General features: G+C 64.2%; 28 protein-coding genes and 2 pseudogenes. 17 read left to right on the plus strand and 13 right to left on the minus strand.

The features are described from left to right. Positions 1-141: 141 nt before the first annotated feature. Positions 142-2,511: a DUF3772 domain-containing protein gene (locus ACZK2G_RS20160; RefSeq protein WP_295380034.1), complete on the minus strand. Its 2,370-nt coding sequence runs from the start codon at positions 2,509-2,511 to the stop codon at positions 142-144. 147 nt (positions 2,512-2,658) lie between these two features. Beyond that, positions 2,659-2,907 carry a hypothetical protein gene (locus ACZK2G_RS20165; RefSeq protein WP_006399378.1) on the minus strand — a complete coding sequence of 83 codons (249 nt, stop codon included), beginning with the start codon at positions 2,905-2,907 and terminating at the stop codon, positions 2,659-2,661. 182 nt (positions 2,908-3,089) lie between these two features. On the opposite strand from ACZK2G_RS20165, the gene ACZK2G_RS20170 reads away from it, so the two are divergent. From ACZK2G_RS20170 to ACZK2G_RS20180, 3 genes are all read left to right on the plus strand, one after another. Beyond that, a complete protein-coding gene (locus tag ACZK2G_RS20170; protein ID WP_136639270.1) occupies positions 3,090-3,584 on the plus strand; it encodes a lipocalin family protein in 495 nt (164 codons plus the stop codon). 13 nt (positions 3,585-3,597) lie between these two features. Beyond that, positions 3,598-4,806, plus strand: coding sequence for an NAD(P)/FAD-dependent oxidoreductase (locus ACZK2G_RS20175; RefSeq protein WP_478474204.1), 1,209 nt, complete (start codon positions 3,598-3,600; stop codon positions 4,804-4,806). A 126-nt stretch (positions 4,807-4,932) separates the two neighbouring features. Further along, a complete protein-coding gene (locus ACZK2G_RS20180) occupies positions 4,933-5,415 on the plus strand; it encodes a hypothetical protein (protein ID WP_006399397.1) in 483 nt (160 codons plus the stop codon). A gap of 180 nt (positions 5,416-5,595) precedes the next feature. Here ACZK2G_RS20180 and ACZK2G_RS20185 read toward each other — a convergent pair whose 3' ends face one another. Next, positions 5,596-6,030 carry a PepSY domain-containing protein gene (locus ACZK2G_RS20185; RefSeq protein WP_046984202.1) on the minus strand — a complete coding sequence of 145 codons (435 nt, stop codon included), beginning with the start codon at positions 6,028-6,030 and terminating at the stop codon, positions 5,596-5,598. 151 nt (positions 6,031-6,181) lie between these two features. Between ACZK2G_RS20185 and ACZK2G_RS20190 the strand changes: the two genes are divergently transcribed. The 3 genes from ACZK2G_RS20190 to ACZK2G_RS20200 are packed head-to-tail and all read left to right on the plus strand — an operon-like array spanning position 6,182 to position 8,447. Beyond that, complete coding sequence (locus ACZK2G_RS20190; RefSeq protein WP_099589012.1) at positions 6,182-6,472, plus strand: PepSY domain-containing protein; 291 nt, start codon at positions 6,182-6,184, stop codon at positions 6,470-6,472. Beyond that, positions 6,472-7,131: a response regulator transcription factor gene (locus tag ACZK2G_RS20195; RefSeq protein WP_136639272.1), complete on the plus strand. Its 660-nt coding sequence runs from the start codon at positions 6,472-6,474 to the stop codon at positions 7,129-7,131. Before ACZK2G_RS20190 ends, ACZK2G_RS20195 begins: the two co-directional genes overlap by 1 nt. Then, positions 7,128-8,447: a sensor histidine kinase gene (locus tag ACZK2G_RS20200; protein ID WP_478474207.1), complete on the plus strand. Its 1,320-nt coding sequence runs from the start codon at positions 7,128-7,130 to the stop codon at positions 8,445-8,447. Before ACZK2G_RS20195 ends, ACZK2G_RS20200 begins: the two co-directional genes overlap by 4 nt. Before the next feature lie 124 nt (positions 8,448-8,571). Here the strand turns inward: ACZK2G_RS20200 and ACZK2G_RS20205 are convergent, their stop codons facing one another. Both ACZK2G_RS20205 and speA read right to left on the minus strand, forming a co-directional pair. Next, positions 8,572-8,892 carry a DUF6122 family protein gene (locus ACZK2G_RS20205; protein WP_005411369.1) on the minus strand — a complete coding sequence of 107 codons (321 nt, stop codon included), beginning with the start codon at positions 8,890-8,892 and terminating at the stop codon, positions 8,572-8,574. A gap of 43 nt (positions 8,893-8,935) precedes the next feature. Continuing rightward, positions 8,936-10,825, minus strand: coding sequence for an arginine decarboxylase (gene speA / locus ACZK2G_RS20210; protein ID WP_136639274.1), 1,890 nt, complete (start codon positions 10,823-10,825; stop codon positions 8,936-8,938). Positions 10,826-11,016: 191 nt separating this feature from the next. Between speA and speE the strand changes: the two genes are divergently transcribed. Continuing rightward, complete coding sequence (gene speE, locus ACZK2G_RS20215; RefSeq protein WP_136639275.1) at positions 11,017-11,871, plus strand: polyamine aminopropyltransferase; 855 nt, start codon at positions 11,017-11,019, stop codon at positions 11,869-11,871. A gap of 123 nt (positions 11,872-11,994) precedes the next feature. Here speE and ACZK2G_RS20220 read toward each other — a convergent pair whose 3' ends face one another. After that, positions 11,995-12,900, minus strand: coding sequence for an aspartyl/asparaginyl beta-hydroxylase domain-containing protein (locus tag ACZK2G_RS20220; RefSeq protein ID WP_046984214.1), 906 nt, complete (start codon positions 12,898-12,900; stop codon positions 11,995-11,997). Positions 12,901-13,336: 436 nt separating this feature from the next. Between ACZK2G_RS20220 and ACZK2G_RS20225 the strand changes: the two genes are divergently transcribed. Continuing rightward, positions 13,337-13,996, plus strand: a complete 660-nt coding sequence (locus tag ACZK2G_RS20225) for an RIO1 family regulatory kinase/ATPase domain-containing protein (RefSeq protein WP_253079714.1) — start codon at positions 13,337-13,339, stop codon at positions 13,994-13,996. Between the two features lie 185 nt (positions 13,997-14,181). On the opposite strand, the gene ACZK2G_RS20230 is transcribed toward ACZK2G_RS20225, so the two are convergent. Continuing rightward, positions 14,182-14,520 carry a P-II family nitrogen regulator gene (locus tag ACZK2G_RS20230; protein WP_032977217.1) on the minus strand — a complete coding sequence of 113 codons (339 nt, stop codon included), beginning with the start codon at positions 14,518-14,520 and terminating at the stop codon, positions 14,182-14,184. Between the two features lie 136 nt (positions 14,521-14,656). Here ACZK2G_RS20230 and ubiK point away from each other — a divergent pair, with 136 nt between their 5' ends. From ubiK to ACZK2G_RS20260, 6 genes and pseudogenes are all read left to right on the plus strand, one after another. Then, entirely contained in the window at positions 14,657-14,908 is a 252-nt protein-coding gene (ubiK, locus tag ACZK2G_RS20235) for a ubiquinone biosynthesis accessory factor UbiK (RefSeq protein ID WP_049456468.1), read from the plus strand. 125 nt (positions 14,909-15,033) lie between these two features. Then, positions 15,034-15,468, plus strand: coding sequence for an NAD(+)--rifampin ADP-ribosyltransferase (gene arr / locus ACZK2G_RS20240; protein ID WP_478474210.1), 435 nt, complete (start codon positions 15,034-15,036; stop codon positions 15,466-15,468). 550 nt (positions 15,469-16,018) lie between these two features. Beyond that, on the plus strand, positions 16,019-16,570 hold the full coding sequence (locus ACZK2G_RS20245) for a hypothetical protein (protein ID WP_478474211.1): 552 nt from the start codon (positions 16,019-16,021) through the stop codon (positions 16,568-16,570). After that, the gene (locus tag ACZK2G_RS20250; protein WP_478474212.1) at positions 16,567-17,046 is read left to right on the plus strand and encodes a hypothetical protein; all 480 of its coding nucleotides are present in this window, start codon (positions 16,567-16,569) and stop codon (positions 17,044-17,046) included. The genes ACZK2G_RS20245 and ACZK2G_RS20250 overlap by 4 nt, the downstream gene beginning before the upstream one ends. Next, complete coding sequence (locus ACZK2G_RS20255) at positions 17,010-17,219, plus strand: accessory factor UbiK family protein (protein WP_478475607.1); 210 nt, start codon at positions 17,010-17,012, stop codon at positions 17,217-17,219. Before ACZK2G_RS20250 ends, ACZK2G_RS20255 begins: the two co-directional genes overlap by 37 nt. Next, positions 17,204-17,546 (plus strand): annotated as a pseudogene (locus ACZK2G_RS20260) (NAD(+)--rifampin ADP-ribosyltransferase). The gene ACZK2G_RS20255 and the pseudogene ACZK2G_RS20260 overlap by 16 nt, the downstream one beginning before the upstream one ends. 4 nt (positions 17,547-17,550) lie before the next feature. Here the strand turns inward: ACZK2G_RS20260 and ACZK2G_RS20265 are convergent. From ACZK2G_RS20265 to ACZK2G_RS20275, 3 genes are all read right to left on the minus strand, one after another. Then, on the minus strand, positions 17,551-17,985 hold the full coding sequence (locus tag ACZK2G_RS20265) for a DUF4279 domain-containing protein (RefSeq protein ID WP_046984194.1): 435 nt from the start codon (positions 17,983-17,985) through the stop codon (positions 17,551-17,553). 92 nt (positions 17,986-18,077) lie between these two features. After that, positions 18,078-18,455, minus strand: coding sequence for a hypothetical protein (locus ACZK2G_RS20270; protein ID WP_136639284.1), 378 nt, complete (start codon positions 18,453-18,455; stop codon positions 18,078-18,080). Between the two features lie 75 nt (positions 18,456-18,530). Next, positions 18,531-19,133 (minus strand): DUF998 domain-containing protein, encoded by a 603-nt coding sequence (locus ACZK2G_RS20275; protein WP_478474213.1) that lies wholly within the window; start codon positions 19,131-19,133, stop codon positions 18,531-18,533. 628 nt (positions 19,134-19,761) lie between these two features. Between ACZK2G_RS20275 and ACZK2G_RS20280 the strand changes: the two genes are divergently transcribed. Both ACZK2G_RS20280 and ACZK2G_RS20285 read left to right on the plus strand, forming a co-directional pair. After that, entirely contained in the window at positions 19,762-20,118 is a 357-nt protein-coding gene (locus ACZK2G_RS20280; RefSeq protein WP_046984191.1) for a hypothetical protein, read from the plus strand. 45 nt (positions 20,119-20,163) lie between these two features. Further along, complete coding sequence (locus tag ACZK2G_RS20285; RefSeq protein WP_478474215.1) at positions 20,164-20,688, plus strand: cold-shock protein; 525 nt, start codon at positions 20,164-20,166, stop codon at positions 20,686-20,688. On the opposite strand, the gene ACZK2G_RS20290 is transcribed toward ACZK2G_RS20285, so the two are convergent. From ACZK2G_RS20290 to ACZK2G_RS20300, 3 genes are all read right to left on the minus strand, one after another. After that, on the minus strand, positions 20,642-21,400 hold the full coding sequence (locus ACZK2G_RS20290; RefSeq protein ID WP_478474217.1) for a hypothetical protein: 759 nt from the start codon (positions 21,398-21,400) through the stop codon (positions 20,642-20,644). The two genes, ACZK2G_RS20285 and ACZK2G_RS20290, sit on opposite strands and share 47 nt — an antisense overlap. A 55-nt stretch (positions 21,401-21,455) precedes the next feature. Then, a complete protein-coding gene (locus ACZK2G_RS20295; protein ID WP_253079704.1) occupies positions 21,456-21,851 on the minus strand; it encodes a hypothetical protein in 396 nt (131 codons plus the stop codon). Between the two features lie 239 nt (positions 21,852-22,090). Next, positions 22,091-22,432 carry a regulator of G-protein signaling domain-containing protein gene (locus tag ACZK2G_RS20300; RefSeq protein WP_478474219.1) on the minus strand — a complete coding sequence of 114 codons (342 nt, stop codon included), beginning with the start codon at positions 22,430-22,432 and terminating at the stop codon, positions 22,091-22,093. Positions 22,433-22,649: 217 nt separating this feature from the next. Here ACZK2G_RS20300 and ACZK2G_RS20305 point away from each other — a divergent pair. Then, positions 22,650-23,585, plus strand: a pseudogene (locus ACZK2G_RS20305) (YifB family Mg chelatase-like AAA ATPase); the annotation flags it as partial. Positions 23,586-24,267 lie beyond the last annotated feature (682 nt).

Consider the following 24,267-nt stretch of genomic DNA (forward strand, 5'->3'; position numbering starts at 1 on the left):
TGCGGCTGCCAAGCCTCCATGGACGGATTTACGGCGTCCCCGCACTCCGACACCGCCCCGCCATCCCACGGAATGCACGCTGTTGCCGTTGCTGTTGCTGTTGCTTCGGCGGGTGCAGGGCGCAGCCCTGCAAAGAAACCCCTACTCCTGCGGATCGCGGGTGATGTGGATGTCGGTCGGGGTCGACAGCGGGATGTTCCGCTCCGCCAGGATCTGCAGCAGGCTGAAGTACAGATCGCTGCGGGTCGCATACACCTGCCGCGGGCTGGCCACGTACGCGAAGCTGTTGATGGTGATCTGGCCACCGGCAATGCTGTCGATGTAGACCGTCGGCGCCGGCTGTTTCAGCACGTTGGTGTGCGCGGTGTACGCATCCAGCAACGCTTGGCGCAGGTTGCCGACATCGGTGCTGGTGGGCACCGCGAACTGGATCTGGATGCGGCCCTGGTTGTTGCCCATCGTCATGTTGCGGATGGTCTTGGTGATCAGTTCCGAGTTCGGCACGATCAGCGTCGACTTGTCGCTCACCTGGATCTCGGTCGAACGCACGTTGATGCGGCGGATGTCACCCTCCTGGTCACCCAGCTTCACCCAGTCGCCGATCTTCACCGGGCGCTCGGCCAGCAGGATCAGGCCCGAGACAAAGTTCTGGATGATCGCCTGCAGGCCGAAACCAATACCCACCGACAGCGCGCTGACCAGCAGCGCCAGGTTCTTCAGGTTCAGGCCCATGGCGGTCAACGCCCACAGTCCCACCAGGATGATGCCGACGTAACCGGCAATGGTGCTGATCGAGTTGCGCGCCCCCAGGTCCAGCTCGGTCTTGGGCAGATAGGTGTCGGTCAGCCAGCGTTGCAGCAGCCGGGTCACAGCCAGGCCGACCAGCATCACCAGCAGAGCAATGGCGATGCGGCCGGGTTGCAGCGTCAGGTCCTTGGTGATCGGGATGCCGTTGGCCAGCGAGGCCACGCGTTCAACGACCGAGCCGATGTTGCCGAACGGCGCTGCCAGTGCCAGCAGCGCGATCAGCACCACGAAGGTACGCAGAACCGCCGACAGCAGCACGCCGGCCTGCTCCAGCCGCGATACGCTCAGGCCGGTGCTGAGCAGAATGGTCTGGCCGACCTTGCTGTCGGCATTGAGCATCCACGTGCTCAGGTCATCGACGAATTTGAACAGCAGCGTCGCCGCCAGCACCACGATGCTGCCGCCGATCAACTGCTGGTTCACGAACTTGGCGAAGTTCAGATAGCCCAGCAGGGTGGCGATGATGGCCGCTGCCACAGCGATGTTGCCCGCCACGCGTGCCAATACCAGCCAACTGCTGCGGCGCACCGGCGTGGCCGCACCCACGCCATCGGCCTGCGCCTCCAGCTTGGCCTCGGCCTCGGCGGTCTGCCGGCGATGCAGGCGCGCCAGGGTCACCAGCATGGCCATGATCAGGCCGAGGTAGGTCAGCGCAATCAGGCCATCCAGCGCCACCGTGGTGACGTCGCTGGTACGTGTGGCCTGATCGAGGGCGACCAGCACCGTGCTCAGCCAGGCCAGCGCCGCCGCACCCCAGGCGTATTTGCGCAGCTTCAGTGCGGCGGTGTCATCCAGATTCAGCAACCGCCACGACGGACGCTTGGGAACCAGCATGCAGGCGCTGAGCGCGGCGATGAAGGCGGCGCGGAAGGTAGCCGTCTCCAGGCCGTCGGCCACCACCTGCAGGCGCGGCGCGATGGCATCGATGGCGTCCAGCGCCGCCATCAGTACCACCACGGCATAGCCGGGCAGCAGTGTCCCCACCAGCAGCAGCCACATGGCCAGGCCAGAACGCCGCAGGCGGCCATCGGGCGCACGCTCGGACGCAGCAAAGCGACGACCCAGCCGGCGCAGCCACAACCGTAGCGGGAACATCATGACCAGTGCAGCCACCAGGCCCAGCAGCGGCGTGCCCCAGCCATTGGCCCGGATGCCGGCGACGAAGGTATCGCGCCCCTGCTCGGCCAACGGCGCGACGCGTGCGATATCGATCGGCAGGCGCTCGGCAACTTTGCTCCACAGCGCGGGAGACAACGGCGAGGCAACCTTCTGCCCTAGTTCTTCGGTGCGCTGCGCGACGCGTTGCTGGTCGATGTCGGTCGCCAGCTGCTGGGCACGCACGGCACTGGTCTTGGCCTGCGCTACCGACGCGGCCAGTCCGTCCCGCTGCTTGGTGATGCTGCGCCGTTGCGCCGCCAGTTCCGGCGGCTCGGTAGTGCCCTCGGCAGGCGTACCCAACTGCGCCAGTTGTTCGTCGAGGCGAACCAACTGTGGCTGCAGCTCCTTTTCCAGCGCCTCAGCGTCTCGCCGTGCCTGCGAGGCACTCTCGGACAACATGGCCAGTGTCTCGATGGCCGAAGCATCACCGCGCTTGCGGTCGATCTCCTTCAGGCTGGATTCGATCTGCGCCAACTGCTGCTTTGGCGTGAGGTCCTCATCCTGTGCCAGCACCGGCGCGGACAGCAGGAGGGCGGAGCACAGCATCAGGACCCACCAGGGCCCTCGTGCACGGATCGATCGCAGGAAAGAAGACAAGCCAGCCACACCGGTTCGCGCGGACCACCGCGCCTGCGCGCGACTATACGGCAGAGCCGGTAAAGGGCGGATGGGCGGCCCCGGCAGCGTCGAGCATCAGTACTTCAGGCGCAGCTCTTCCACCGTGGGCTGCTGCAGCGCGTACCAGTCCTGGAACTCTTCCTCGGTGATCTCATCGGGCGCATACACCGCCACCGGGTGCCAGTCGTGGTCGGTCGGCAGCGGCTGGCGCGGGCCGGCACGCAGGCTGTAGGCCACGCCTTCGTAGTCCACCAGGTCATCGACCTGCGGCCACTGTTCGCGTGCGAACGCGGATTCACTCTTCAACAGGATCACCTGGTACATCGGCACCTCCACCTCGTCTGGATCAGGAAAACACGGCGCTGGCTGCAGGATACCGCCGCGCCGGTGACAACGGGCGCTCCGTCGGGGCGACGGAACGTTCTGGACACGGCCATCGCCCCGGCTTCACCCGCCCATGGCAAGGCCATCGGCATCGTGGAGGCCCACCCCTGCAACGACCGCCAATGACCGATCACCCGCCGCTGAAGACCGTTGCCGACCTCAAGCTGCCGCGCTACCTGGGCACCTGGTACGAGATCGCGCGCCTGCCTATGCGCCATGAACCGGAGGGCTGCACCGACGTGTCGGCGCACTACACCCTGCTCGACAACGGCAACGTCGGCGTCACCAACCGCTGCCGTATGGACGGCGAGGTCGAGGAAGCCACCGGCGAGGCCTGTGCCGTCGACAACGACAGCGCGCGGCTGGAGGTGAGCTTCCTGCCCAAGGGCCTGCGCTGGTTGCCGTTCGCCAAGGGCGACTACTGGGTGATCCAGGTTGCTCCGGACTACAGCGTGGCGCTGGTCGGCAGCCCCGATCGCAAGTACCTGTGGCTGCTGGCCCGCGAGCCACGCCTGGACGCGACCGTGCAGGACCATTATCTGGCGGCGGCCCGCCTGCAGGGCTTCGATCTGTCCGAACTGATCCAGACCCCGCACACCGGCCGCCCCACCGCCTGAGCAACGCACGACCATGGACCTTAAGAGTGGCTACCCGTGGTGGGCGGTACGCAACGGCCTGATCCACGCCTTTCCCCCGCTGCAGCAGGACCTGCGCTGCGACGTGCTGGTGGTCGGCGGCGGCATCACCGGCGCGCTGATTGCCGACGAACTGTCCCGGCATGGCCACGACGTGGCGGTGATCGAGCAGCGCGACATCGGCTGGGGCAGTACCGCCGCCAGCACAGCGCTGCTGCAGTACGAGATAGATGCCCATCTGCTGGAACTGGCCCAAAGCTATGGCCAGGACGCCGCCGCGCTGGCCTACCGGGCCTGTGCCGAGGCGATTCCGGCGCTGGGCGAGGTCGCTCGCGGTCTGAAAGACGTTGATTTCCAGCGCATGGACAGCCTGTACCTGGCCAGCCGCCACCGTGACGTCCCCACCCTGATGGCCGAGGGTGAGGCCCGGCGCAGCATTGGCCTGGATGCCCGCTGGCTCGGCCCGGAGGCACTGCAGGAACGCTTCGACGTGGACGCCGGTGGTGCCCTGCTCACACGCCAGGCGGCACGGGTCGATCCCTATCGCCTGACCTATGGGTTGCTGCAGCGCGTGCGCCGGCGCGGCGGCAATGTGCATGACCGTACGGTGCTGCACACGCTCACGCCCAGCGCGCGGGGGGTGACCGCACTCACCGAGGGCGGCGCCACGATTCACGCCCGCCATGTGGTGCTGGCAATGGGCTACGCCAACCAGACGTGGCTGCAGCAGCGCGTCGCACGTAACCGCAGCAGCTATGCCTTCATTACCGACCCGATCGATGCAGAAGTGCTGGGCCGCCTGCGCAACACGATGGTGTGGGAGAGTGCACGTCCCTACCTGTACCTGCGCGCCACCGGCGATCGCCGCCTGCTGGTGGGCGGCCTGGACGACGCCATCGACATTCCCGCCCGCCGTGATCGGCGCGTAGAACGCAAGGCCGACAAGCTGATGAAACAGCTGCTGCATTGGTTCCCACGGCTGGACCCGGTGCCGGCGTTTTCCTGGGCCGGCACCTTTGCCGAAACGGCGGACGGCCTGCCGTTCTTCGGCCCGCACGATCAATGGGGGCCACGGGTGCACTTCGCCATGGCCTACGGCGGCAACGGCATCACCTATTCGATGATCGGCGCGCAGCTGCTGCGGGCCCGGATCGAGCGGCGCAAGCACCCGCTGCAGGGGCTGTTCGGGTTCGGGCGGTTGTAGCGCGCAACCAGGCATGGCCTGGCTCTACCCCAATCCGGCGCCGACAGGCATCATTCAAGCAGCCCCTGCTAGCGTCGGCCTGTACCGCCGCGTGTTGCGTGGCCACCTGTCCGCTGGAGCGCCGTCATGATCCGCCCCCTGACCCTGCTGCTGTGCCTGGCCCTGCCGGGAACCGTGCTGGCCCAGTCCGCTGCTGGCGCGACCGCGCCGCAGGCGACCGGGCTGGATCTGTCGCTGCCGCAGGCACCGATGCGTTATCTGAACGATGCGAGCCTGAAGCAGGACCCGCCGGGCACGTTCTACGGCGACAAGAGCGGCCCGCGCGTGCACGACGACGCGAAGATCGCCGACGTCACCGACGACAAGGTCAAGGTGTCTGGCAGCTTCACCACCGGCATCGGTTATTCCAAGAACGGCGGCAACAGCCACTACAACGCCGCCACCCTGAACCTCAGCAAGAACTACACCACCGATGAAGGCAAGACCCATGGGGTCAACGTCAACATCCACGTGAGCGAAGGCAAGGGCCCAGGCTTCTACGGCCCGTACGGCGGCTACTACGGCCGCGGCCCGGGCTACTGGGATTACCCGCCGCCGTTTGGTTGGTAAGCCCCGCGTCGGGCCTGGGCCGACCAAGGTCGGCCACTACCGGTGCACGTGTCCGGTAGGTGTCGACCTTGCATGTGCCGGTGGGTGTCGACCTTGCATGTGCCGGTGGGTGTCGACCTTGGTCGACACGCTCTGCCTGCTTTCCGTGCCGACCAAGGTCGGCACCTACCGGCACGCGAATCAATCCAGCCAGCCATCGCGCTCGCTGTGCAGGATGCGGCCGTCATAACCGCTCAGGCGCACGTCCACCTTCTGGTTGCGGGCATTGCGCGCTTCCAGCGACCAGGTCGCACCATCGCGTTCCAGCGAATGGATCTCGCGCAGGCCATGCGCCTGTGCCCGTGCCAGCACCTGCTCGGTGGTCAACAGTGCGCGGCTGCTGTGCTCATCGAAGATCTCGCCGGTCTTGGGGTCAACGTAGACCTCGCTGAAGCGACCGTCGGCGCGGCTCACGTCGGCTTCCCACAGGCCGTCATCGCGTTCGATCTCGTGGATCTGGGTGTAGCCGGCCTTGCGCAGGGTCTGTTCGACCTGGGCCATGCCCAGCGGCGCGGCCTGTACAGCCGGTGCGATGGCCAGCAGAGCAACAGTGGCGAGGGTGAGCGACTTCAACATGGGGATTCTCCTGTTCGTGTTCGTGACCGGACCATCCCGGCAACGCCACGATGCACCCCGTGGTTAACAGCGTCTTAGCCGCCCCTGTTAGCCAACGGTTAGTCGCCACCAGCACACTCACGCCCGTTCCCCTTACCTTTCCGCATCCGCCATGCTTGCGACCCTGCCCCTGCTGCTGGCCCTGGCCAGCGCCCCGACCGCCGCCGCGCCCGCACAGGATCCGGCGCAGCAGGTCGCGCGCCGCGCCGTGCAGCAGGGCCGCTACGTGCCATTGGAAAGCGTGGTGCGCGATGCCCTCAAGCGCTACCCGGGCCAGCTGCTGGAAGTGGAGCTGGACGATGGCGTCTACGAGGTGGAGATCCTGCGCGGCGACGGCGTGGTGGTGGAGCTGGACTATGATGCGCGCAGCGGAAAGCTGCTGAAGACGGAGCTGGACGACTGATGCGCATCCTGTTGGCCGAAGACGATGCTGCGCTGGCACAGCGCCTGCTGCCCCTGCTGGAACAGGCCGGCTACGTGGTGCACGTGGTTGCCGACGGGCGCGAGGCCGAGGAAATCGGCCAGATCGAAGACCTGCAGGCGGCCATCGTCGACCTGGGCCTGCCCGGGCTGGATGGACTGAGCGTGATCGAGCGCTGGCGCGGCAACGGCCGCAGCTTTCCGGTGCTGGTGCTGACCGCACGCGGGCGCTGGCACGACAAGCTGGCCGGCTTCGACGCCGGCGCCGATGACTACCTGACCAAACCGTTCCAGGCCGATGAGCTGGTGCTGCGCCTGCGCGCCCTGATCCGCCGCAGCCACGGCCACGCCAGCCCACGCCTGCACTGCGGCCCGCTGCAACTGGACGTCAATGCAGGCCGCTTCGAACTGGATGGGCAGGCGCTGTCGCTCAGCCCGCAGGAGTTCCGCCTGCTCAGTTACTTCATCCACCACAGCGGCCAGGTGATCGGCCGCGACCGTCTGGGCGAACAGGTGTTCGATGGCGGCCACGATCCGGACTCGAACGCGCTGGATGTGCTGCTGGGGCGGGTGCGTCGCAAGCTAGGTACCGAACTGATCCAAACCGTGCGTGGCCAGGGTTGGCGGCTGGCCGCGCCATGACCCGGCAGCCTTCATTGCGACGGCGCCTGCTGCTGGCCGGCGGCGTCGGCCTGCTGCTGGTCTCGCTGCTGGCCAGTTCACTGCTGGGCGAACTGTTCAAGCGCAGCGCGCGTGACCGGCTCGACCACGAACTGCAGCAGGACATGCTGACCCTGCTGGCACAGGCCGAAGTGGATCCGGAAGGACAGCTGCGCCTGCGCCAGGAACCGAACGACGCGCGCTTCCAGCGGGTGTTTTCCGGTGCGTACTGGCAGATCGCCGGTGCCGATGGCCGTGTGCTGCTGCAGTCGCGCTCGCTGTGGGATGAAACCCTGCCGGCCACGACCAGCGGGCCGGCCACGCGCAATCTGAGCGGGCCGCTGCAGCAATCCCTGCGCGCACGTGTGCAGCAGGTGCGGTTGCCGCGCGCCAGCGAGCCGTTCGTGGTCGTGGTCGCCACCGACCGCAGTGCGCTGGATGCGGATGTGGCCGCATTCCGTCAGCGCACGGCCATCGCCCTGGCCGTGCTGGTAGCCGCGTGGCTGGCGGTGCTGGCCAGCCAGGTGCACTTTGGATTGCGCCCGCTGCATCGCCTCGGTGCGCAGCTGGAACGGGTGCGTCGCGGCGACGCGCAGCGCATCGATACACAGGGGCTGGGTGCGGAGGTCGCACCGCTGGGCGAAGAACTCAACGCGCTGTTGGAGCACCAGCAACGCATGGTGGCGCGCGCGCGTACCAGCGCACAGGATCTGGCGCATGCGCTGAAAACCCCGCTGAGCGTGCTGGCCACCGAGGCCGATGGCTACGGCGCGGACTGGCGCACCACCGTGCGCGAGCAAAGCGCACGCATGCAGGCCAGTGTTGACCGTTACCTGGCTGCCGGGCTGGCCGCCGACCATCGCCAGCGCACCGACGTGGCCGCTGTCGCGCAAGCACTGTGCAGGCTGATGGCACGCGTGCATGGCGAACACGGCATTGCGTTCACGGCGGAAGGCATCGATCCGGCGCTGCAGTTCGCCGGTGCCAGTGCCGATCTGGAAGAAATGCTGGGCAACCTGCTGGATAACGCCGGGCGGTGGGCGCAACAGCAGGTGGACGTCACCGCAGACAGCAGTGACGGGCAGCTACGCATCGAAGTACGTGATGACGGCCCGGGCCTGGCCGCGGAGTCACTGTCACAGGTCACGCAGCGTGGCGTGCGGCTGGATGAGCGCGAGGGCAGCAGTGGGCTGGGCCTGGCGATTGTGGGGGATATCGCCGCCAGTTATGGCGGGCGCTTGGCGCTTGAGAATGCGCAGCCGGGATTGCGTGCGACGTTGTGGTTGCCATTGGGGTGACGCGGCCAACCTGACGGCCGGCTCTACCAAGCGTCAATTCGACTGGTCGCCGTGCACCCGGTAGGTGTCGACCTTGGTCGACACGCATCAAAAGCGCCGACCAAGGTCGGCATCCACCCATGCATCAACGGTGATGCATCCACCAGCAGTCAATCGCGTCCAGCACGATGTGGATGATCAAACCGATGCCGAACAATCGCGTTTTCTTCGGCACGCACAGCCCGGCATAGACCGCAATCGCCGGTGCGGTGTGCAGCGGGTGGAAACCGATGCTGCAGCGGTTCGGTGCATAGATCGGATCGGCCAGCAGGTGGTCCAGATCGATGATCCAGCCCAGCAGCATCAGCAGCCAGGCCGAGGCGAAGCGCTTGCGCCAGAACAGCCATGCCAGCAACGCTGGCACGGCGGCATGCAGGAACAGATGGAAGATTGCGCGGGCGCTCATCAGGGCCGGTAGCGCCGGGCCATGCCCGGCGTTCCCGTTTACCTCAGACCAGCGGTTCGTCGGACAGGTAGGTGTAGCCGGTCAGGCCCGCTTCCAGCGCTTCGGACAGTTCCTGCGCGCGCTCCGGCGACAGGTCGGCCGAGGCCACGCGTTCGGCATAGGCCGCACGCAGGTCATCCAGCTTGTAGCCCACGTAGTCCAGCATCACGTCGGTGGTATCGCCGCGGCGCTGCTGGGTGATGGCGTAACCATCGGCATCGGCCAGCACTTCCACCGCGTCGGTATCGCCGAACAGGTTGTGGATGTCGCCCAGGATCTCCTGGTAGGCGCCGACCATGAAGAAGCCGATGCGGTAGCTCTCGCCATGCTTCATTGCGTGCAGCGGCAGCGAGCTGTCCAGGCTTTCGTTCTCGACATAGGTCTTGACCATGCCATCGGAATCGCAGGTCATGTCGGCGATGATGCCGCGACGGTCCGGCGTCTCGTTCAGGCGCTCGATCGGCACGATCGGAAACACCTGGTCGATCGCCCACGCATCGGGAATCGATTCGAACACGCTGAAGTTGACGAAGTACTTGTCTACCAGGCGCTCGTTCAGTTCGTCCAGCGCCGGGCGATGGCTCTTTTCGTCATAGCTCAGGCGCGCACGCACACCGTGGGCGATGGCGTAGAACAGATCGTCGATGCGCGCACGCTGCGGCAGGTCGATCTGGCCCAGCGCATAGCTGGACAGGCCTTCGGCGTGGAAATGCTGGGCTTCCTGGAACAGTTCCACCGCCGGGCGCACGTCCAGTTCCTCGTGGATCTCGCGCAGGTGGCGGATCGAAGCCGGCTCGTCGTCGTGCTGGTCCGGCACGCGGCCTTCCTGCGCCTGTTCCACTTCAGACACGTTGGCGATCAGCACCGCATGGTGCGCGGTCATCGCGCGGCCGCACTCGGTGACGATGCGCGGCGGGGGCAGGCCGTGTTCTTCGCAGGCATTGGCCAGCGGCTGCACGATGTTGCTGGCATACGAATGCAGCCCGTAGTTGATCGAGCAGAAGCTGCGCGAACGGGTGCCTTCGTAATCCACGCCCAGGCCGCCGCCGACGTCCACATGGGTGATCTTCGCGCCCAGCTGTGACAGTTCGACGAAGTAGCGGGTGGCTTCGCGCATCCCGTTGGCGATGTCGCGCACGTTGGAGATCTGCGAGCCCATGTGGAAATGCAGCAGGCTCAGACAGTCGGCGTATTCGGTATCGCGCAGCGACTTCCACAGGTCCAGCAGCTGGCGCGGCGACAGGCCGAACTTGGCCTTGTCGCCACCGCTGTTCTGCCACTTGCCAGCGCCCAGCGAGGCCAGGCGCATGCGCACGCCCAGGCCCGGCTTCACATCCAGCGCCTTGGACTCTTCCAGCACCAGCTTCAGCTCGGACGGCTTCTCGATAACGATGAAGGTCTGCAGGCCCAGCTTGCGGCCGATCAGGGCCAGGCGGATGTACTCGCGGTCCTTGTAGCCGTTGCAGACGATCAGGCCGCCCGGGCGCGACAGCGCCAGCACCGCCATCAGTTCCGGCTTGCTGCCCGCTTCCAGGCCAAAGCCCTCACCGTGATGGCTGGCCAGGGTGCCGGCCACACCGCGGTGCTGATTCACCTTGATCGGATAGACGGCGGTGTAGCCACCGGCGTAATCCCAATCGGCGCGGGCCTGGGTGAAGGCCGCCTGCAGCTTGCCCAGGCGCTGGCCCAGGATGTCCGGGAAGCGCACCAGCAGCGGCAGCTTGGCACCGGCCGCACGGGCCGCGTCCACCACCTTGGGCAGCGACACCACCGGGCCGTCTGCCCCGGTCGGTCTCACTACCATGTGCCCGGCCTGATCCACGTCGAAGTAACCGTCCGCCCAATGCGGGATCGAGTAGGTCTTGCGGGCTTGGTCGAGGGACCAATCGGTCATTGCAGTCGGCCTTGTTGGCAATAAAAGGGGGGGCATGATAACGCCTATATGCCCACAGGTTCGTTATCATGCGCGCCCGCGCCCGTGGCAGGTTCCAACCTGAACGGGCCGATCCGTCCGGATGTGGCATCTGTGCCACGCGGCCCCGCCCGCCAGCCCGGCTTCACCCCTCCGAACAGGACTGTTTTCCAATGACTGACAGCAACAACTGGTACATCGAACACTTCGAGCGCACGGGCTCGGCCATCGGCTACCGCATCACCGGCAAGCTGGACGAGGTGCAGTCGCCGTTCCAGAAGATCGAGATCTTCCAGACCACTGACTGGGGCAACCTGATGACCATCGACGGGGCCATCATGCTGACCAGCAAGGACAACTTCTTCTACCACGAGATGATCAGCCACCCGGTGCTCTTCACCCATGCCGCGCCCAAGCGCGTGGTGATCATCGGCGGCGGCGACTGCGGCACCCTGCGCGAAGTGCTCAAGCACAAGGGCGTGGAGAGCGTGACCCAGTGCGACATCGATGAGCAGGTGACGGTGATGGCGCGCAAGCACTTCCCGGAACTGTGCGATTCCAACGACGACCCGCGCGCCGAGCTGATGTTCGACGACGGCGTGGCCTACATGGCCAACTGCCCGGCCGGCAGCGTGGACGTGGTGATCGTCGATTCGACCGATCCGGTCGGCCCGGGTGAAGGCCTGTTCAACAAGGCGTTCTATGAGAGCTGCTTCAAGGCCCTGAAGGACGACGGCATCCTGGTGCAGCAGTCCGAGTCGCCGCTGATGCAGCTGGAACTGATCAACGAAATGCGCACCGAGATGGGCAAGGCCGGCTTCGGCTCGTTCAAGACCCTGCCGTTCCCGCAGCCGTGCTACCCCACCGGCTGGTGGAGCGTGACCCTGGCGCGCAAGGGCGAAAGCAGCTTCGACTTCCGCCAGGCCGACTCGGCCGCCAAGACCTTCGAGACCCTGTACTACACCGCCGCGCTGCACACCGGCGTGCTGGTGACCCCGCCGTTCGTGCAGGCGGCACTGAAGGGCTGATCGGAAAGCGTGCCAACCAAGGTTGGCACCTACCCATGCAAAAGAAAAACCCGCGCTGTCACCAGCGCGGGTTTTTTCATGTCCCGGTAGTGCCGGCCGCTGGCCGGCAACCTCATGTAACGATCAGAGCGCCCAGATACCGGCAATGACCGCCACCACCAAGCCCCACTTGATGACCTGGTAAGCCACCACGCTGCGCTCGCGCAGTGCCTTGGCCTTCAGGCGCACCTTGTAGACGCTGCCGAACGCCTTGTTGACGCCACCGGTCGGGTCACCCGGCAGGTTCGGCGACGCACCACCGGCCAGCAGCGTGGCTGCCACCGCACGGTTGAACAGGCCCGGCAGGCCGAAGTGCAGCGGGCGGGCGATGTCGCAGAACAGGATCACGCGGTCATCGGGCGTCTCGTTGTGCGCGTGGTGGATGTAGGTCTCGTCGAACATCATCCACTCACCGTCGCGCCAGCTCTTCTTGATACCGTCCACTTCGATGTAGCAGCCGTCATTGTTGGGCGTGGCCAGGCCCAGGTGCAGGCGCAGCGAACCGGCGAACGGATCGCGGTGCGGGCGCAGTTCACTGCCCGACGGCAGCTGCGCGAACATCGCCGCGCGCACGTCCGGCAGCGACTCCAACAGCGCCGTGGTCTTCGGGCACATCGCCTTCGCCGACGGGTGCGACGGGCCATACCACTTCAGGTAGAAGCGCTTCCAACCACGGCGGAAGAACGAATTGAAGCCGGCGTCGTTGAACGTGCTGGACGCAGCGATCTTCTGCGCATCGCGCAGCGCCAGCGCCTCGTCGCGGATCATCTGCCAGTTCTGGCGCAGCGGCTCCAGCTGCGGGAACTCCTTGGCCGGGTCCAGGAACGGCGTGGTCGGTACCTTCGAGAACATGTACATGACCACGTTGATCGGGGCCATGAAGCTGGAGTGGTCCAGCAGCTGGCGCGACCAGCGCGCACGGACCTTGCCACGGAAGTGGATGTACAGCACGCAGGCGACGAACAGCGCTGCGATGACGATTTTGATGATCAAAGCACTTTCCTCCAGCCGCAGCCGGAACGGGAAACAGGGCGATGCACGGCCGGACAGCCAGCACCGGAGGGGACCGCGGCAGGGGACGGGGACGTGCCGGAGAGGGGCGGCCGCCGATGTCGCGAATTAACAGCTTATGGTCGGCAGGCCGTGCGTCGGGGTCAAGCCGGGCGTGCATGGCGTTCAGCGGAACGCGAATGAATGGACGGCAGGAAGGCACAACTGCCTGATCTGAAAGGCCCATTCCAACAAGTGAGACGGAATTGTCCGATTCGGCGTGACGAACTGTTCCAGCCACGACCCCGACATTTCTCCGACAAATCGTGGAATAGCGAACTGACGAGTACTAAAATTAACGAAAACTTAGTAACTCCCTGTAACACCGGTTCGCTTGACGCTTTGCGCCACCCACCGGGTCGTCCGAGACCCCGACATGTATCTTCCTGCTCTGCCCCCTTCCTCCTGCGGCGACGACGCCGCAGCCCCGCTGCTGCTCAAGCGCGGCGAACGCTTCCTGGCCCCCGACGTCTATCGCACCTGCCTGGACGGGCGCGAGGCGGTCATCAAGGACTATTCCCGCTATCGCGGCACTCCCGTTTCACTGATCGCGCGACTGATGGTGCGCCGTGAAGCCCGCATGCTGCAGCGCCTCGGCGGCTGGAAGCATGCCCCCGCGCTGCTCGGCACCCTCGGTGGCCTGGCGCTGGGCATGGAGTTCATCCCCGGCCAGACCCTGAGCACCGCGCAGGCCGTGGGCAATGAAGTGTTCGAGCAGCTGCAGCAAGCGCTCAGCCGCCTGCACGCCGCCGGCATCACCCACAACGACCTGCACGGCACCAATGTGGTGGTCAGTGGTGGCGTGCCGGTGCTGCTGGACTTCACCTCGGCCTGGCGCGTACCCCGCTGGCTGCGTCGCGGCCCGCTGAGCCGGCAGATGCGCCGCAGCGACATGAAGAACCTGCTGAAGATCCGCCAGCGCGTGACCGGCCAGGCCCCGAGTGCCGCGCAGGCCGCACTGGTGGCCGACCCAGGCTGGGTCGCCGCCGTGCGCCAGGGCTGGAAGCGGTTCTATAAGTGGGCGAAGCGCCGGTAAGTGCTTTGCTTTGGTAGGGGTCGAGCTTGCTCGACCGCTTTACCTGCTTCACCTGTAGAGGTCGAGCTTGCTCGACCGCTTTACCTGCTTCACCTGCAGAGATCGAGCTCGCTCGACTGCTCTTCCTGCCTCGCGCGAAATGCAGCCGAGCATCGACTCGGCTCTACAACATCCCGCCAAAAGGCTTACAACGCGTCCGCGTCCAACTCACCGGTACGAATACGCACCACGCTGCCCAGGTCGTACACGAACACCTTGCCGTCACCAATCTTCCCGGTGCCTGCCGCCTTCACGATCGCCTCAACCACGACCTCAACCTGGTCATCGGTCACCGCCACTTCCAGCTTCACCTTCGGCAGGAAATCGACCACATACTCCGCGCCACGGTACAGCTCGGTGTGGCCCTTCTGGCGACCAAAGCCCTTCACTTCCGTCACCGTGATCCCGGTGACCCCACGCTCGGCCAGCGCTTCGCGCACGTCGTCGAGCTTGAACGGCTTGATCACCGCCATGACCATCTTCATCGTCTATCTCCTGTCTTCCGGCGTGGAGGATAGCGCCTGAACACGCCCAGTGCGAAACAGCCCATGCCTGTGCGGGCGCCCGGCCCAGCAGTATCCTTGTGGCCTGCACGGCCCGCCCTACCCCACGGAGCACCCCATGATCGACCTGAACCACATCGATGACCTCGCCCGTCGCCTCAGCGACCTGGTGCCGCCGGGCCTGCGCGAATCGCGCGAGGAACTGCAGGCCACCTTCAAGAGCGCGTTGCAGGCGGGTCTGGCCAAACTCGACCTGGTCACCCGCGAGGAATTCGAAGTGCAGCGTGCCGTACTGCTGAAGACCCGCGAGAAGCTGGATGCGCTGGAAACCGCCGTGCGCGAGCTGGAAGGGCGCGGCGCCGCAGAATGAAGAAGGAGGCGCACCGCGCCTCCCGTTTACAGATTATTTCCCGGATGGGGCCTTGCAGCAAGGCGCACCGGGCGCCCTAGACTCGCCGGCCTGTCGATCCGGCAGGACACGCAGGGGCAGTGCCGATGGCGCAGGACACCGAATGGACACCCATTTCGCATGACACCTGCGACCAGGTCGCCGGGCCGTTCTACCACGGCACCCGAGCTGACCTGGCGGTGGGTGAACTGCTGAGCGCGGGCTTCCGCTCCAACTATCGCGACAGTGTGGTGATGAACCACATCTACTTCACCACCATTGCCAAGGGCGCCGGGCTGGCTGCGGAGATGGCCAAGGGTGAGGGGCGACCGCGTGTGTATGTGGTGGAGCCGACCGGGCCGTTTGAAGACGATCCGAATGTGACCAACAAGAAGTTTCCCGGCAACCCGACGCGGTCGTACCGCAGTGCGCAGCCGTTGCGGGTGGTTGGGGAGATTATGGAGTGGGAAGCCTACGACGCGGAGTTCGTTCGGCAGTTGAAGGCGTTTGTTGCTTCGGGCACCGGCGACATTATCAACTGACGTCCATGTGACACCGAAGTCGTGCCGCGACCTCTTCCAATAGCCACGGGGCATTACTTCCTGCGCCCCGGCTCTCTGCACTGAAGGCATTTCGACAATGGAGCCGCGCGCCATGGACCGAATGATGGCTATCGGTCTGACAAATCAGAACCCAAGCTCAATTGAATGAAACGTATAACCCGGCTGTGCTGGCCTCTATGATCGGGCGGTCCCGGCGTCGGGGTTTGCATAGTTCGCTCACTCAAGTTCAAATGCGGGAAGATCGCGCGCAGTGTGGGTAGATGGCACCCGCGCCAACTCCTGCAACTAGTGCTTGTAGAGAACTCACATGACAATGCGCGTTCGCCTCCTCCTCTTGCTTGCTCAACTGGCTTTGCTCTTCGGCTGCACGGCTACCGAGAATCCTGTGTCCGACACAACGCAGCCCCCTCCAACGGCTGCTGACAACGACCATACAAGCAGGACACCCGCCACAATCATTCAGCCAAAACCCGATCGCCCCAACGCGGACAGTTCTGCTTCCATCTCATGGGAGCAGGAAGTGCGCCGCATGCCTGAAGACAAGGCCGCGTACCTGGATTCTATCAATAACCGCTACTTCGGCGCCGTCGCTTATGAGAACGAACAGGAGCGGCGTTACCTGGAGGAGTCCGGCTTCCCCAGTATCGACGAGTGGCTCCAGGCACGAGCGATGAGCGACAACCAGCTGCAGCAATGGGCGAGCAGCGGTGACGGTAAGGCGATGGCTTTCTACATTGACAGGATGCTCGAGCGTGCCACGCCATATTTGCACCTGCGCGGCGTCGATGACACCGCCTACAAAGCAAGCCCCGCCGCATCCTACGCCCTCAAAGCCTACGAGTTTTCGACCCAGGTTCAGTCTAGCCACAAGAGTCCATTCTCGGGCTATCTCCTCGGTGCGATGTTCTCCACGCTGGCCTACCCACAGTCACCAGAGTCTGCCGCTGCAGGGATCATGGCCGCCCGTGATGCTGGTGATCCACGGGCAAGCGCCCTACTGCTCACGTACGAAGCGAATCACCCAGGAATGGATCAGCAAGCAATCCTGGCAGCTCGTCGCGCCATGGAAATATCCCGATGAATCAATCGATCTTGCGGCTCGCGGTTACGTCACTGCTGTTGCTCTGCGTATCACTCTGGCTCTCGCAGAACGTAGCAGCAGCGACAGCTGCTACTTTCAACATGAATGGCCTCCACCTTGGTGCCACTGCAGCAGAGATTCGCAAGGCATTTCCTACTGCCAGCTGTGAATCCAGTTGCGTGGGACAAGGCGCCGTCTACCTGGGGACTTCCGGGAAATTCGTCGCCTTTCTCCGCGATGGGAAAGCCACCATGCTTGCCATGGAGTTCCCTTCGATGTCCGAGGGTGAACGAGCGCGTGTGCGTGCAGAACTGGAGAAGATATATGGACCTCCCACGGACAACCTTGGGATCATCGGCTGCGATGAGTGGGCCATGTCCAATGGCTTCGTCGCAGCCTGCCTCAACGAAGAATTGAACCACATCGTTTTCAGCAATGAATCCCGCGTGGATGTGAACAAGCGCCACAGCAATTGAGCGGAACGGCAGGCCACCGTCAAGAGCTTGACCAGGCCGGCCTGGCCAAGCTCGACCTGTTCACCCGCAAAGAGTGCGAAGCGCAGCGCGCCATGCTGCTGAAGACCCGCGAGAAGCTGGATGCGCTGGAAACAGCCGTGCGCGATCTGGACTCGCGGTGGGCGAACCGCTGAGCGCGGGGTTCCGGTCCAACTATCGCGACAGCGTGGTGATGAACCACATCTACTTCACCACGATTGCCAAAGGCGCTGGGCTGGCTGCGGAGATGGCTCGCAGTGAGGGGCGGCCGCGCGTGTATGTGGTGGTGCCGACCGGGCCGTTCGAGGACGATCCGAACGTGACCAACAAGAAGTTTCCCGGGAACCCGACGCGGTCGTATCGGAGTGCACAGCTCTTGCGGGTGGTCGAGGAAATTTGTGGAGTGGGAGCTCTACGACGCGGAGTTCGTTCGGCAGTTGAAGGAATATGTTGCGTCAGGGAGTGGGGAGATCATCAATTGATGATCTACTGGCGTTGGGCATTGCGCACCTCTTCCTCGGCATCGTAGATGTCCAGCCCGAGCTCGATGCCACGTTGTCCCAAGGCAAGCAGCGCGCGGGGCGAAAGCGAGACACCATCATTGCCACTGCCCATGAAGAGACCGCAGAACAGGTCAGGCCGAAACCGCGCCAGTGATTCCCATATGGCGAGATCTCCGGTGAGTTGATCAAGGATCTCGAAGATCTGAGCCTCCAGATCTTCTGGCTCACGACGAGGCGCGCTGAGTCGCCAGCTTCCGGTCCTGGCGATACGCACGGTGCCTGATTGGCTGCCCTTAAGTTCCTGCCCCTTGTGATGCGAAACGGTTGGAGTCGCCCCGAGCAAGGCACTGATCTCGTCTGGCAAGAGGTCGTCCCCGAAGAATCGGAGGGTTACCAGGGAATGATCGAATGCGGCCATCGGAATCCAATTGTCCTCTTCTGAATCTCTTCCAGTACGTGCGCCGCTTTGATGTCACTACCGGCCAGAGACGGACCCAGCACCAACTCCGCCTAGCCGGAGCGCATCATCGACCCAATGACGAACGCCGCCGTAAGGCCCGCCCAGGACAGTACCGCCACGACGACCAGCAGCACCTTCCGATGCACCGCCTGCGCCTCGTGCCGGTAGGGCGCCTTGCGATCGTATGGCCTGATCAGCCCGAACAGTTCGCCGGTAATTGTCAGTGCTCCCAGCAGCAACAGGGCAAGCATGCAGAACCCGAACAGCGTTCCAACGTTGCCCAACCTGGCGCCGTCGGTCGCGGTGACGGAATGACCGGCAAGGGCTTCGAAGAACGTCCCGACCCAGCCGGCCAACAACCCGGCCAGGATCGCGACGAACCCCAGATGGCTGAAAAGATGCACCCAGAAGCGGGCTGGAAGTTTCATCGCGTGAGGTCCTTCATCCAGTCAGAAGTAGTGGGCGGGCCACTACTTGAACACATCAACCCGCATGTGTCCCCATCAGTGCACGAGGTGCGTCTTCAGCTCGTTGGAACCCCTGCGCAGCAGGTACAGCGCAACCACAAATGGCCACAGCGAGTTGATCGACGAGAACAGACGCTGAGTCAGCCCCCGGTAGCCTTCCGGGTCCGCTCCCACCACGTTCAACCAGAGATAGACGATTCCCGCGATGCTCACCAATGCGGTCACAGCGTACGCCCTTCGGTTGGCAGACCACGCACTCAGTTCGATGTGCGACATCGCCGGTGCGATGATGTTTGCGATACCGATGGTGTAGAAGCCGTGCATCGGATGGCCCATGGGCCAGAGCCCGTTGGTCAGCATGGAGATGCCAAAGATCATCCAGCAGATCGCGCCTACGGCAATCCGGCGACCGGACTCCCGCCATACCCCGATGGAGAATGCCACGAAGCCCACGCCGGAGCCGATGGCGGCAATCCTGCCGCAAACGCTTGCGATCGTTGGCGCCTGCAGCAGCTCGCTGGCGTGTTGTGCAAGCGGGTTGTAGCCCGGCGCGAACACGGCGGCAACGCTGGTCCAGAACAGGAACCACGGAAGCGGGACCAGACCCGCAGACAGAAGAAGTCGATTGCGGCGTAACACGTGCAGTGATCCTTGTTTTTGGCCTGCGCCGGTGGGTGGAATCCGTTCAAACGCCGCAGATCCTTCCTGCTCCGGGCAGGACAGTTCCGGGTGACTACAGCAGTAGTCAGATTCTGCGTGACGCCCTGTGGGGTCAATAGGCAGAAAGTCACTCACGCCTTGGGGCAAAGTACGCGGCACCCATCAGCGGCCGTCGGACCAATGTTGTCGCATTTGCCGCCCCTTGCGTCTCTGACGGAAGGTTCTGTCGACTCCGTTCCAGAAGTGCCGTTCCGCCTAGCACACCAAGGCTCTCGCCCCTTTCCACGCTATGCGACAATGCCAAAAGCGTCTCGGGTTTTGGCGGCATTGACCCCTACCCGTTGGCATTCCGAACAACTGCAGGTAATCGTTACTGCGCCACCGTGCATCGGTGGTCGGGACTCGAAAGCCCGTTTTGTTGGGAAGTAGTTTGCGCTTGCCAGCCGGCACCATCGCGCGTGGTGCCGGCTGGCAATCCGTCTGCCGGCTATGGCGGGCGGGGCGTGGGGGTCTTGTACCCGCCGGTTCCCAACATCCGGTTTTCGAGCCACGCTCTGCCCGCCACCTTTATCGGTGGCGGCGTCCGCCTGCATGCACGGAGCCTGCCATGACCACACCGCACTCCCCACCCCCGCGCCCCATCCAGGAAGCGCCCTTGGCCGCTCCGGCCTTGGACCCCAACAGCCTCATCGCCATCCTGCACGCCATCGGCGCGGGCGCTGCGGCCGACGGCCAGCCCTGGCCCGAGCGGCACCATCTACGCAGCCGGCAGATGCAGTTGTCCGACGCCGACTGCGCACTCACCGGCCAACGCATCGTGCAGGAGATCCTGCTGGCGGCCGAGCGCACGCGCCAGAACGGCGAGCCGGAGCAGTACGTGGGCGACCGGGTGATGGAGGGGCTGGTGATGGCCGATCTCGCGCTGACTGCCTTCATCCACGAGCGGATGCGACCCAAGGACTGAGCGCGCTTATGGCGCGGACCTTTCTGCCTGTGTGCGGGGTGACGAATGAAGATGCACGGCCTTGCCGCTGCGGTGGTGTGCATCGCGGTGATCGGCGCGATGTGGGTGGAGTGGCCCGAGCCAGCGGGCGATCAGGTCTGGGCCTACCAGAAGCTGCGGCCGGCCGATTACCGCCTGCTGCACAGTGATGCGCTCGGCTTCGTTACCGCGAAGGCATACGAGGGCTTTGAACTGTATGCGCGCCATGCCGGAGCGACGTCCTTCGAGATCCGATGCAAGGGCGTGCTGGTGATGGAGGTGGAGAACGCACCCTCGCGCGTGCTGATCCGGATGCCTGCCGATGCACGGTGGCGGGCGCCGGATATCGAACGCCTGCGCAGCAGCTTCGAACGCTGGCTGGATCTACACCAGCGCCAAGGAAAGTTGCTGGTGGAAAGTGCGGGGCCTTCGTGGGTTGAGGCGCGGTTTGGGCGCTTCACTGGGTTGGTGCCTGATGAGCAGCGGTGCCACTTTGGGGGTCAGCTCAGCGCCCGTCAGAATCCCCGTGGCCGCTTCGCCAGCAGACTATGATGGCCCCTCGGACTGGGATCAACTTCTGCTCGTCCAGCCGCACCAGGCCCGATTCCTTCCTCTGCGTTGGTCCACCGACAAAGATCAGCCGGCTGCACATCCCACACGCCATCACACCTTGCAGCCGCTCCAGCCGCCGCATCCGCTTTACTTCCTTGCCTATTACAGGGTCGGATCGCAGCTCGTTCAGCAGCATCTTCGCCCTGGGGTTGCGGGACTTCTTCAGGGCGAACAGCAGCAGCACCCGCTTGAAGCCAGCGTTGGGATCACTCGCCAGCCTGATGACATCATCAATGACGGTGTCATCGGCTGCAGCGGACAGGACACCAGCGGTCAGATAGTCGATCTGTGGCGGTAGCGCCAGCGTGTCACTTTCATACATTTCAACCAGGTGCGGCCACCACGTTCGTGCGCCGGGTGTGGCCAGGGCGCGCAGAATCCCCTCGCGAACGCGCTCTGGATATAGGATCGGTGCGTGCGCGAGAAGCACACGCAGGGCCGCATCGTTGTCACCCTTCCAACCCACAAGGTCCCATACGGAATCGACACTCATTCCGGCCCCGCGAAGCTCCCGGACCAGTCCGGCCTCCGCTTCCGCGAGGATCCCAGCGGCTTTCATTCGTTGTGCTTCTCTTTCCTGCTCACGCCGTACGAACTCCGGATCGGACATCAGCGTGTCCATCAGCTGCGAGGCGGTGATACGTTCGCTCATGCGTTGATCTCTTAAAGGAAGCAGCGGCCCAGCAGACGACGCCAACACGTCACTCTCACTGCGTTCTACACGGATGCGCAGTTTCAATCGCTCTGATCGCCCTTGCGACTTCTTCGCGGGGGCTTACTGCTGGCGACAGGACCATCGGGCCGAGATTGGATTCAATGGGCGCCGTCTTGTCCAGCGCATCATGCAGAAGAGGCAGCACTGGACGAGCTCGACACCCCAGCATCGCCAGCATCCTGGAGGCGTAGAACCGGCCCACATCCCCATCCACCTTCAGCAGAGAAGCGATCTCTTGCACGCCGGAAGGGCTGGCCGTATCAAGCTGTCGTTCCCCGAGACTCGACAGACATTCAAGCAAGGATCTCATGGCCAGGGCCCTTCGATCCGCATTCGGCTGTGCTTTCAGCTCGCGAACTTGCTGGACGACATCCCGATTCACGTCCATGTGGTCCACATCAACGCCGCATGCCCTCATCTCAGGGAGGGCCGCCGACGAAGCAGCGCCAGGCCCTCCTGTGTTAGGACCAGCGCCGTCGCCGCTGCTCGCCCTTACCTGCCCCATCAGACCAAGCCAAACAGCCAGGACGACGCATACAGCGGCACTCATGGAGCAGTCGCGCATCCGAGGCTCAGCCCTGTACCAGGAATCACTGGGGGAAGACGCAGGAACCATCACCACTCCCTTCATTCAATACTGAACGTGCACCCATCCTTGCCCACCACGACGTTCAATGTCTGGCGAACGCCGGCGGCAACATAGACATCACCCTGGCAATGGGTTGCCTCCGAATCCGGTGACCTTATATAGGTGACCTCTACTGCCGAGTCCAAGGCAACATCCATTCGGCCAGACGCTTTCATGCCCGCCGGCAGCTGGCTCTCATCGAACGTGTTCCCTCCGGCCTGCAATCTGACTTGGTAGATCGCCTCTCCGGATTCATTGCTCACATTCACGCGCAGGCCGGGCGGCGAACTGCAGCCAATGAATGAGAATAACCCAGCCCACAGCAGAATCGACTTTCGCATCGCCACTCATCCATGTCAGAGCTGAGCAAGCCTTCTGCGTCCCCACCTTGACGCGCAAGCAGACACGCCCGTGCGCATGGGACCACTATATCGCCCTCAAACTTCGCTGTTGAACATGCCGCTCCAGAATCCCCCTAGCCGCTTCGCCAGCAATCCCCGATAGTCCAACGCAGATTGCCTGCTTCACCATCAAGCGTCTTTCTGCGGGAAACCACACATGAGCCTGGCGCTGGTCCACAGCCGTGCCCGCGCCGGGGTCGACGCCCCGCTGGTGCGGGTGGAAGTGCACCTCTCTGGCGGCCTGCCTGCCACCCAGATTGTCGGACTGGCCGAGACCAGCGTGCGCGAATCCCGCGAGCGCGTGCGTGCCGCCCTGCTCTGTGCACGCTTCGACTTTCCGCAGCGGCGCATCACGTTGAACCTCGCGCCCGCCGACCTGCCCAAGGAAGGTGGGCGTTACGACCTGGCGATCGCACTGGGCATTTTAGCGGCCAGCGGCCAGGTCGACCCGCAGTCGCTGCTGCAGTACGAATTCCTGGGTGAGCTTGGCCTGACCGGCGAGCTACGCCCGGTGGCCGGTGCATTGCCCGCCGCGATTGCAGCCGCCGAAGCCGGGCGCATCCTGGTGGTGCCGCCGGGCAATGCCGCCGAGGCTGCGTTGGCCGAGCACGCTGACGTGCGGGTAGCGCGTACGTTGCTGGAGTGCTGCGCTGGGTTGGGGAACCCACGCCTGCTGCCGCCAGTAGAGCGTGTGGACACGACACCGTTGCCACTGCCCGATCTGGCCGACGTGCGCGGGCAGGCGCATGCACGGCGCGCGTTGGAGGTCGCCGCTGCGGGTGGACACCACCTATTACTGATCGGTAGCCCTGGCTGCGGCAAGACGCTGTTGGCTTCGCGCCTGCCCAGCCTGCTGCCGGACACCGAGGAAGCCGAAGCGTTGCAGCTGGCCGCGATTGCCTCGGTGAGTGGTGAAGGGTTGGACCCGCGGCGCTGGCGGCAACGGCCGTTCCGTTCTCCCCACCACAGTGCGAGCGCGGCGGCGCTGGTGGGTGGCGGCAATCCGCCCTGCCCCGGCGAGATCTCGCTGGCCCATCACGGCGTGCTGTTCCTCGATGAGCTGGTCGTTAGGTTGTCAAGTTGTCTGACAACTCCGCTGCGCCGTCGCCCTAAACTTCTTAGCAAAGGGGCCGCTATCCACTCGTGGGTCTATCCAGACTATCAATATAAGTGCATTGGCATCACTGGAGTGTCCGCTCATCGCTGAGAGGTCCGTTCGCGTCGTAGTCCCAGAAGAGTCGAAAATGAAACACTCACGAGGCACCAACTTCATTGTGGCTTCTATCCTAGCGGTAGCGAACTGCGCAGCTGCCGTCGCTTGTCCTCTGTCAACTCTCACAATCGAGGCGAGCAAGGGCAATGTCCAGAAGGCCCGCTTCATCTCGGACGTGAACAAGGGAGACGCTGCGTTCTTTGAAGGCTATCCCTACACCTTTGTGGATGCGGCCACTATCCGACATGGCAGTGCAGGCGTGTATGTTGATCAGAATTCAACCAGTTCCAAAGTCGACATTGGATTCAAGTGGTCGTTCCAATGCATCGGGGACCGTCTGTACGTCGATTTTTCCCACGTTGATCTTGTAGGCGTGAAGACATTACCTATGGCTCTTATGGAAACCCCTTCGTACCCTCCAATAGTGAGCGCTTTCAGAGCCACATTGCTACTCGATGGTCGTCCGGGGTCTAAACCGGAACTTCGGACAGAGAATGGATGGTCTTACCTCTTTTGGGTTGAATGAAGCCATTCACATGTACTTCCCCATGAATTCACGCAA

It is taken from the genome of Stenotrophomonas sp. 107298_Sma (genome assembly GCF_056480345.1).

What these genes read in the sequence shown, in the direction of transcription:
- ACZK2G_RS20250 (WP_478474212.1), top strand. Translation starts at nt 16,567, where the DNA reads ATGAATCAATCGATCTTGCGGCTCGCGGTTACGTCACTGCTGTTGCTC.
- ACZK2G_RS20200 (WP_478474207.1), top strand. Translation starts at nt 7,128, where the DNA reads ATGACCCGGCAGCCTTCATTGCGACGGCGCCTGCTGCTGGCCGGCGGC.
- ACZK2G_RS20175 (WP_478474204.1), top strand. Translation starts at nt 3,598, where the DNA reads ATGGACCTTAAGAGTGGCTACCCGTGGTGGGCGGTACGCAACGGCCTG.
- ubiK (WP_049456468.1), top strand. Translation starts at nt 14,657, where the DNA reads ATGATCGACCTGAACCACATCGATGACCTCGCCCGTCGCCTCAGCGAC.
- ACZK2G_RS20180 (WP_006399397.1), top strand. Translation starts at nt 4,933, where the DNA reads ATGATCCGCCCCCTGACCCTGCTGCTGTGCCTGGCCCTGCCGGGAACC.
- ACZK2G_RS20185 (WP_046984202.1), bottom strand. Translation starts at nt 6,030, where the DNA reads ATGTTGAAGTCGCTCACCCTCGCCACTGTTGCTCTGCTGGCCATCGCA.
- ACZK2G_RS20265 (WP_046984194.1), bottom strand. Translation starts at nt 17,985, where the DNA reads ATGGCCGCATTCGATCATTCCCTGGTAACCCTCCGATTCTTCGGGGAC.
- ACZK2G_RS20225 (WP_253079714.1), top strand. Translation starts at nt 13,337, where the DNA reads ATGTATCTTCCTGCTCTGCCCCCTTCCTCCTGCGGCGACGACGCCGCA.
- ACZK2G_RS20245 (WP_478474211.1), top strand. Translation starts at nt 16,019, where the DNA reads ATGCCTGAAGACAAGGCCGCGTACCTGGATTCTATCAATAACCGCTAC.
- ACZK2G_RS20190 (WP_099589012.1), top strand. Translation starts at nt 6,182, where the DNA reads ATGCTTGCGACCCTGCCCCTGCTGCTGGCCCTGGCCAGCGCCCCGACC.
- ACZK2G_RS20160 (WP_295380034.1), bottom strand. Translation starts at nt 2,511, where the DNA reads ATGCTGTGCTCCGCCCTCCTGCTGTCCGCGCCGGTGCTGGCACAGGAT.
- ACZK2G_RS20170 (WP_136639270.1), top strand. Translation starts at nt 3,090, where the DNA reads ATGACCGATCACCCGCCGCTGAAGACCGTTGCCGACCTCAAGCTGCCG.
- ACZK2G_RS20195 (WP_136639272.1), top strand. Translation starts at nt 6,472, where the DNA reads ATGCGCATCCTGTTGGCCGAAGACGATGCTGCGCTGGCACAGCGCCTG.
- ACZK2G_RS20205 (WP_005411369.1), bottom strand. Translation starts at nt 8,892, where the DNA reads ATGAGCGCCCGCGCAATCTTCCATCTGTTCCTGCATGCCGCCGTGCCA.
- speA (WP_136639274.1), bottom strand. Translation starts at nt 10,825, where the DNA reads ATGACCGATTGGTCCCTCGACCAAGCCCGCAAGACCTACTCGATCCCG.
- ACZK2G_RS20270 (WP_136639284.1), bottom strand. Translation starts at nt 18,455, where the DNA reads ATGAAACTTCCAGCCCGCTTCTGGGTGCATCTTTTCAGCCATCTGGGG.
- ACZK2G_RS20300 (WP_478474219.1), bottom strand. Translation starts at nt 22,432, where the DNA reads ATGCGAAAGTCGATTCTGCTGTGGGCTGGGTTATTCTCATTCATTGGC.
- ACZK2G_RS20295 (WP_253079704.1), bottom strand. Translation starts at nt 21,851, where the DNA reads ATGGACGTGAATCGGGATGTCGTCCAGCAAGTTCGCGAGCTGAAAGCA.
- ACZK2G_RS20280 (WP_046984191.1), top strand. Translation starts at nt 19,762, where the DNA reads ATGACCACACCGCACTCCCCACCCCCGCGCCCCATCCAGGAAGCGCCC.
- ACZK2G_RS20230 (WP_032977217.1), bottom strand. Translation starts at nt 14,520, where the DNA reads ATGAAGATGGTCATGGCGGTGATCAAGCCGTTCAAGCTCGACGACGTG.
- arr (WP_478474210.1), top strand. Translation starts at nt 15,034, where the DNA reads ATGGCGCAGGACACCGAATGGACACCCATTTCGCATGACACCTGCGAC.
- ACZK2G_RS20165 (WP_006399378.1), bottom strand. Translation starts at nt 2,907, where the DNA reads ATGTACCAGGTGATCCTGTTGAAGAGTGAATCCGCGTTCGCACGCGAA.
- ACZK2G_RS20285 (WP_478474215.1), top strand. Translation starts at nt 20,164, where the DNA reads ATGAAGATGCACGGCCTTGCCGCTGCGGTGGTGTGCATCGCGGTGATC.
- speE (WP_136639275.1), top strand. Translation starts at nt 11,017, where the DNA reads ATGACTGACAGCAACAACTGGTACATCGAACACTTCGAGCGCACGGGC.
- ACZK2G_RS20290 (WP_478474217.1), bottom strand. Translation starts at nt 21,400, where the DNA reads ATGAGCGAACGTATCACCGCCTCGCAGCTGATGGACACGCTGATGTCC.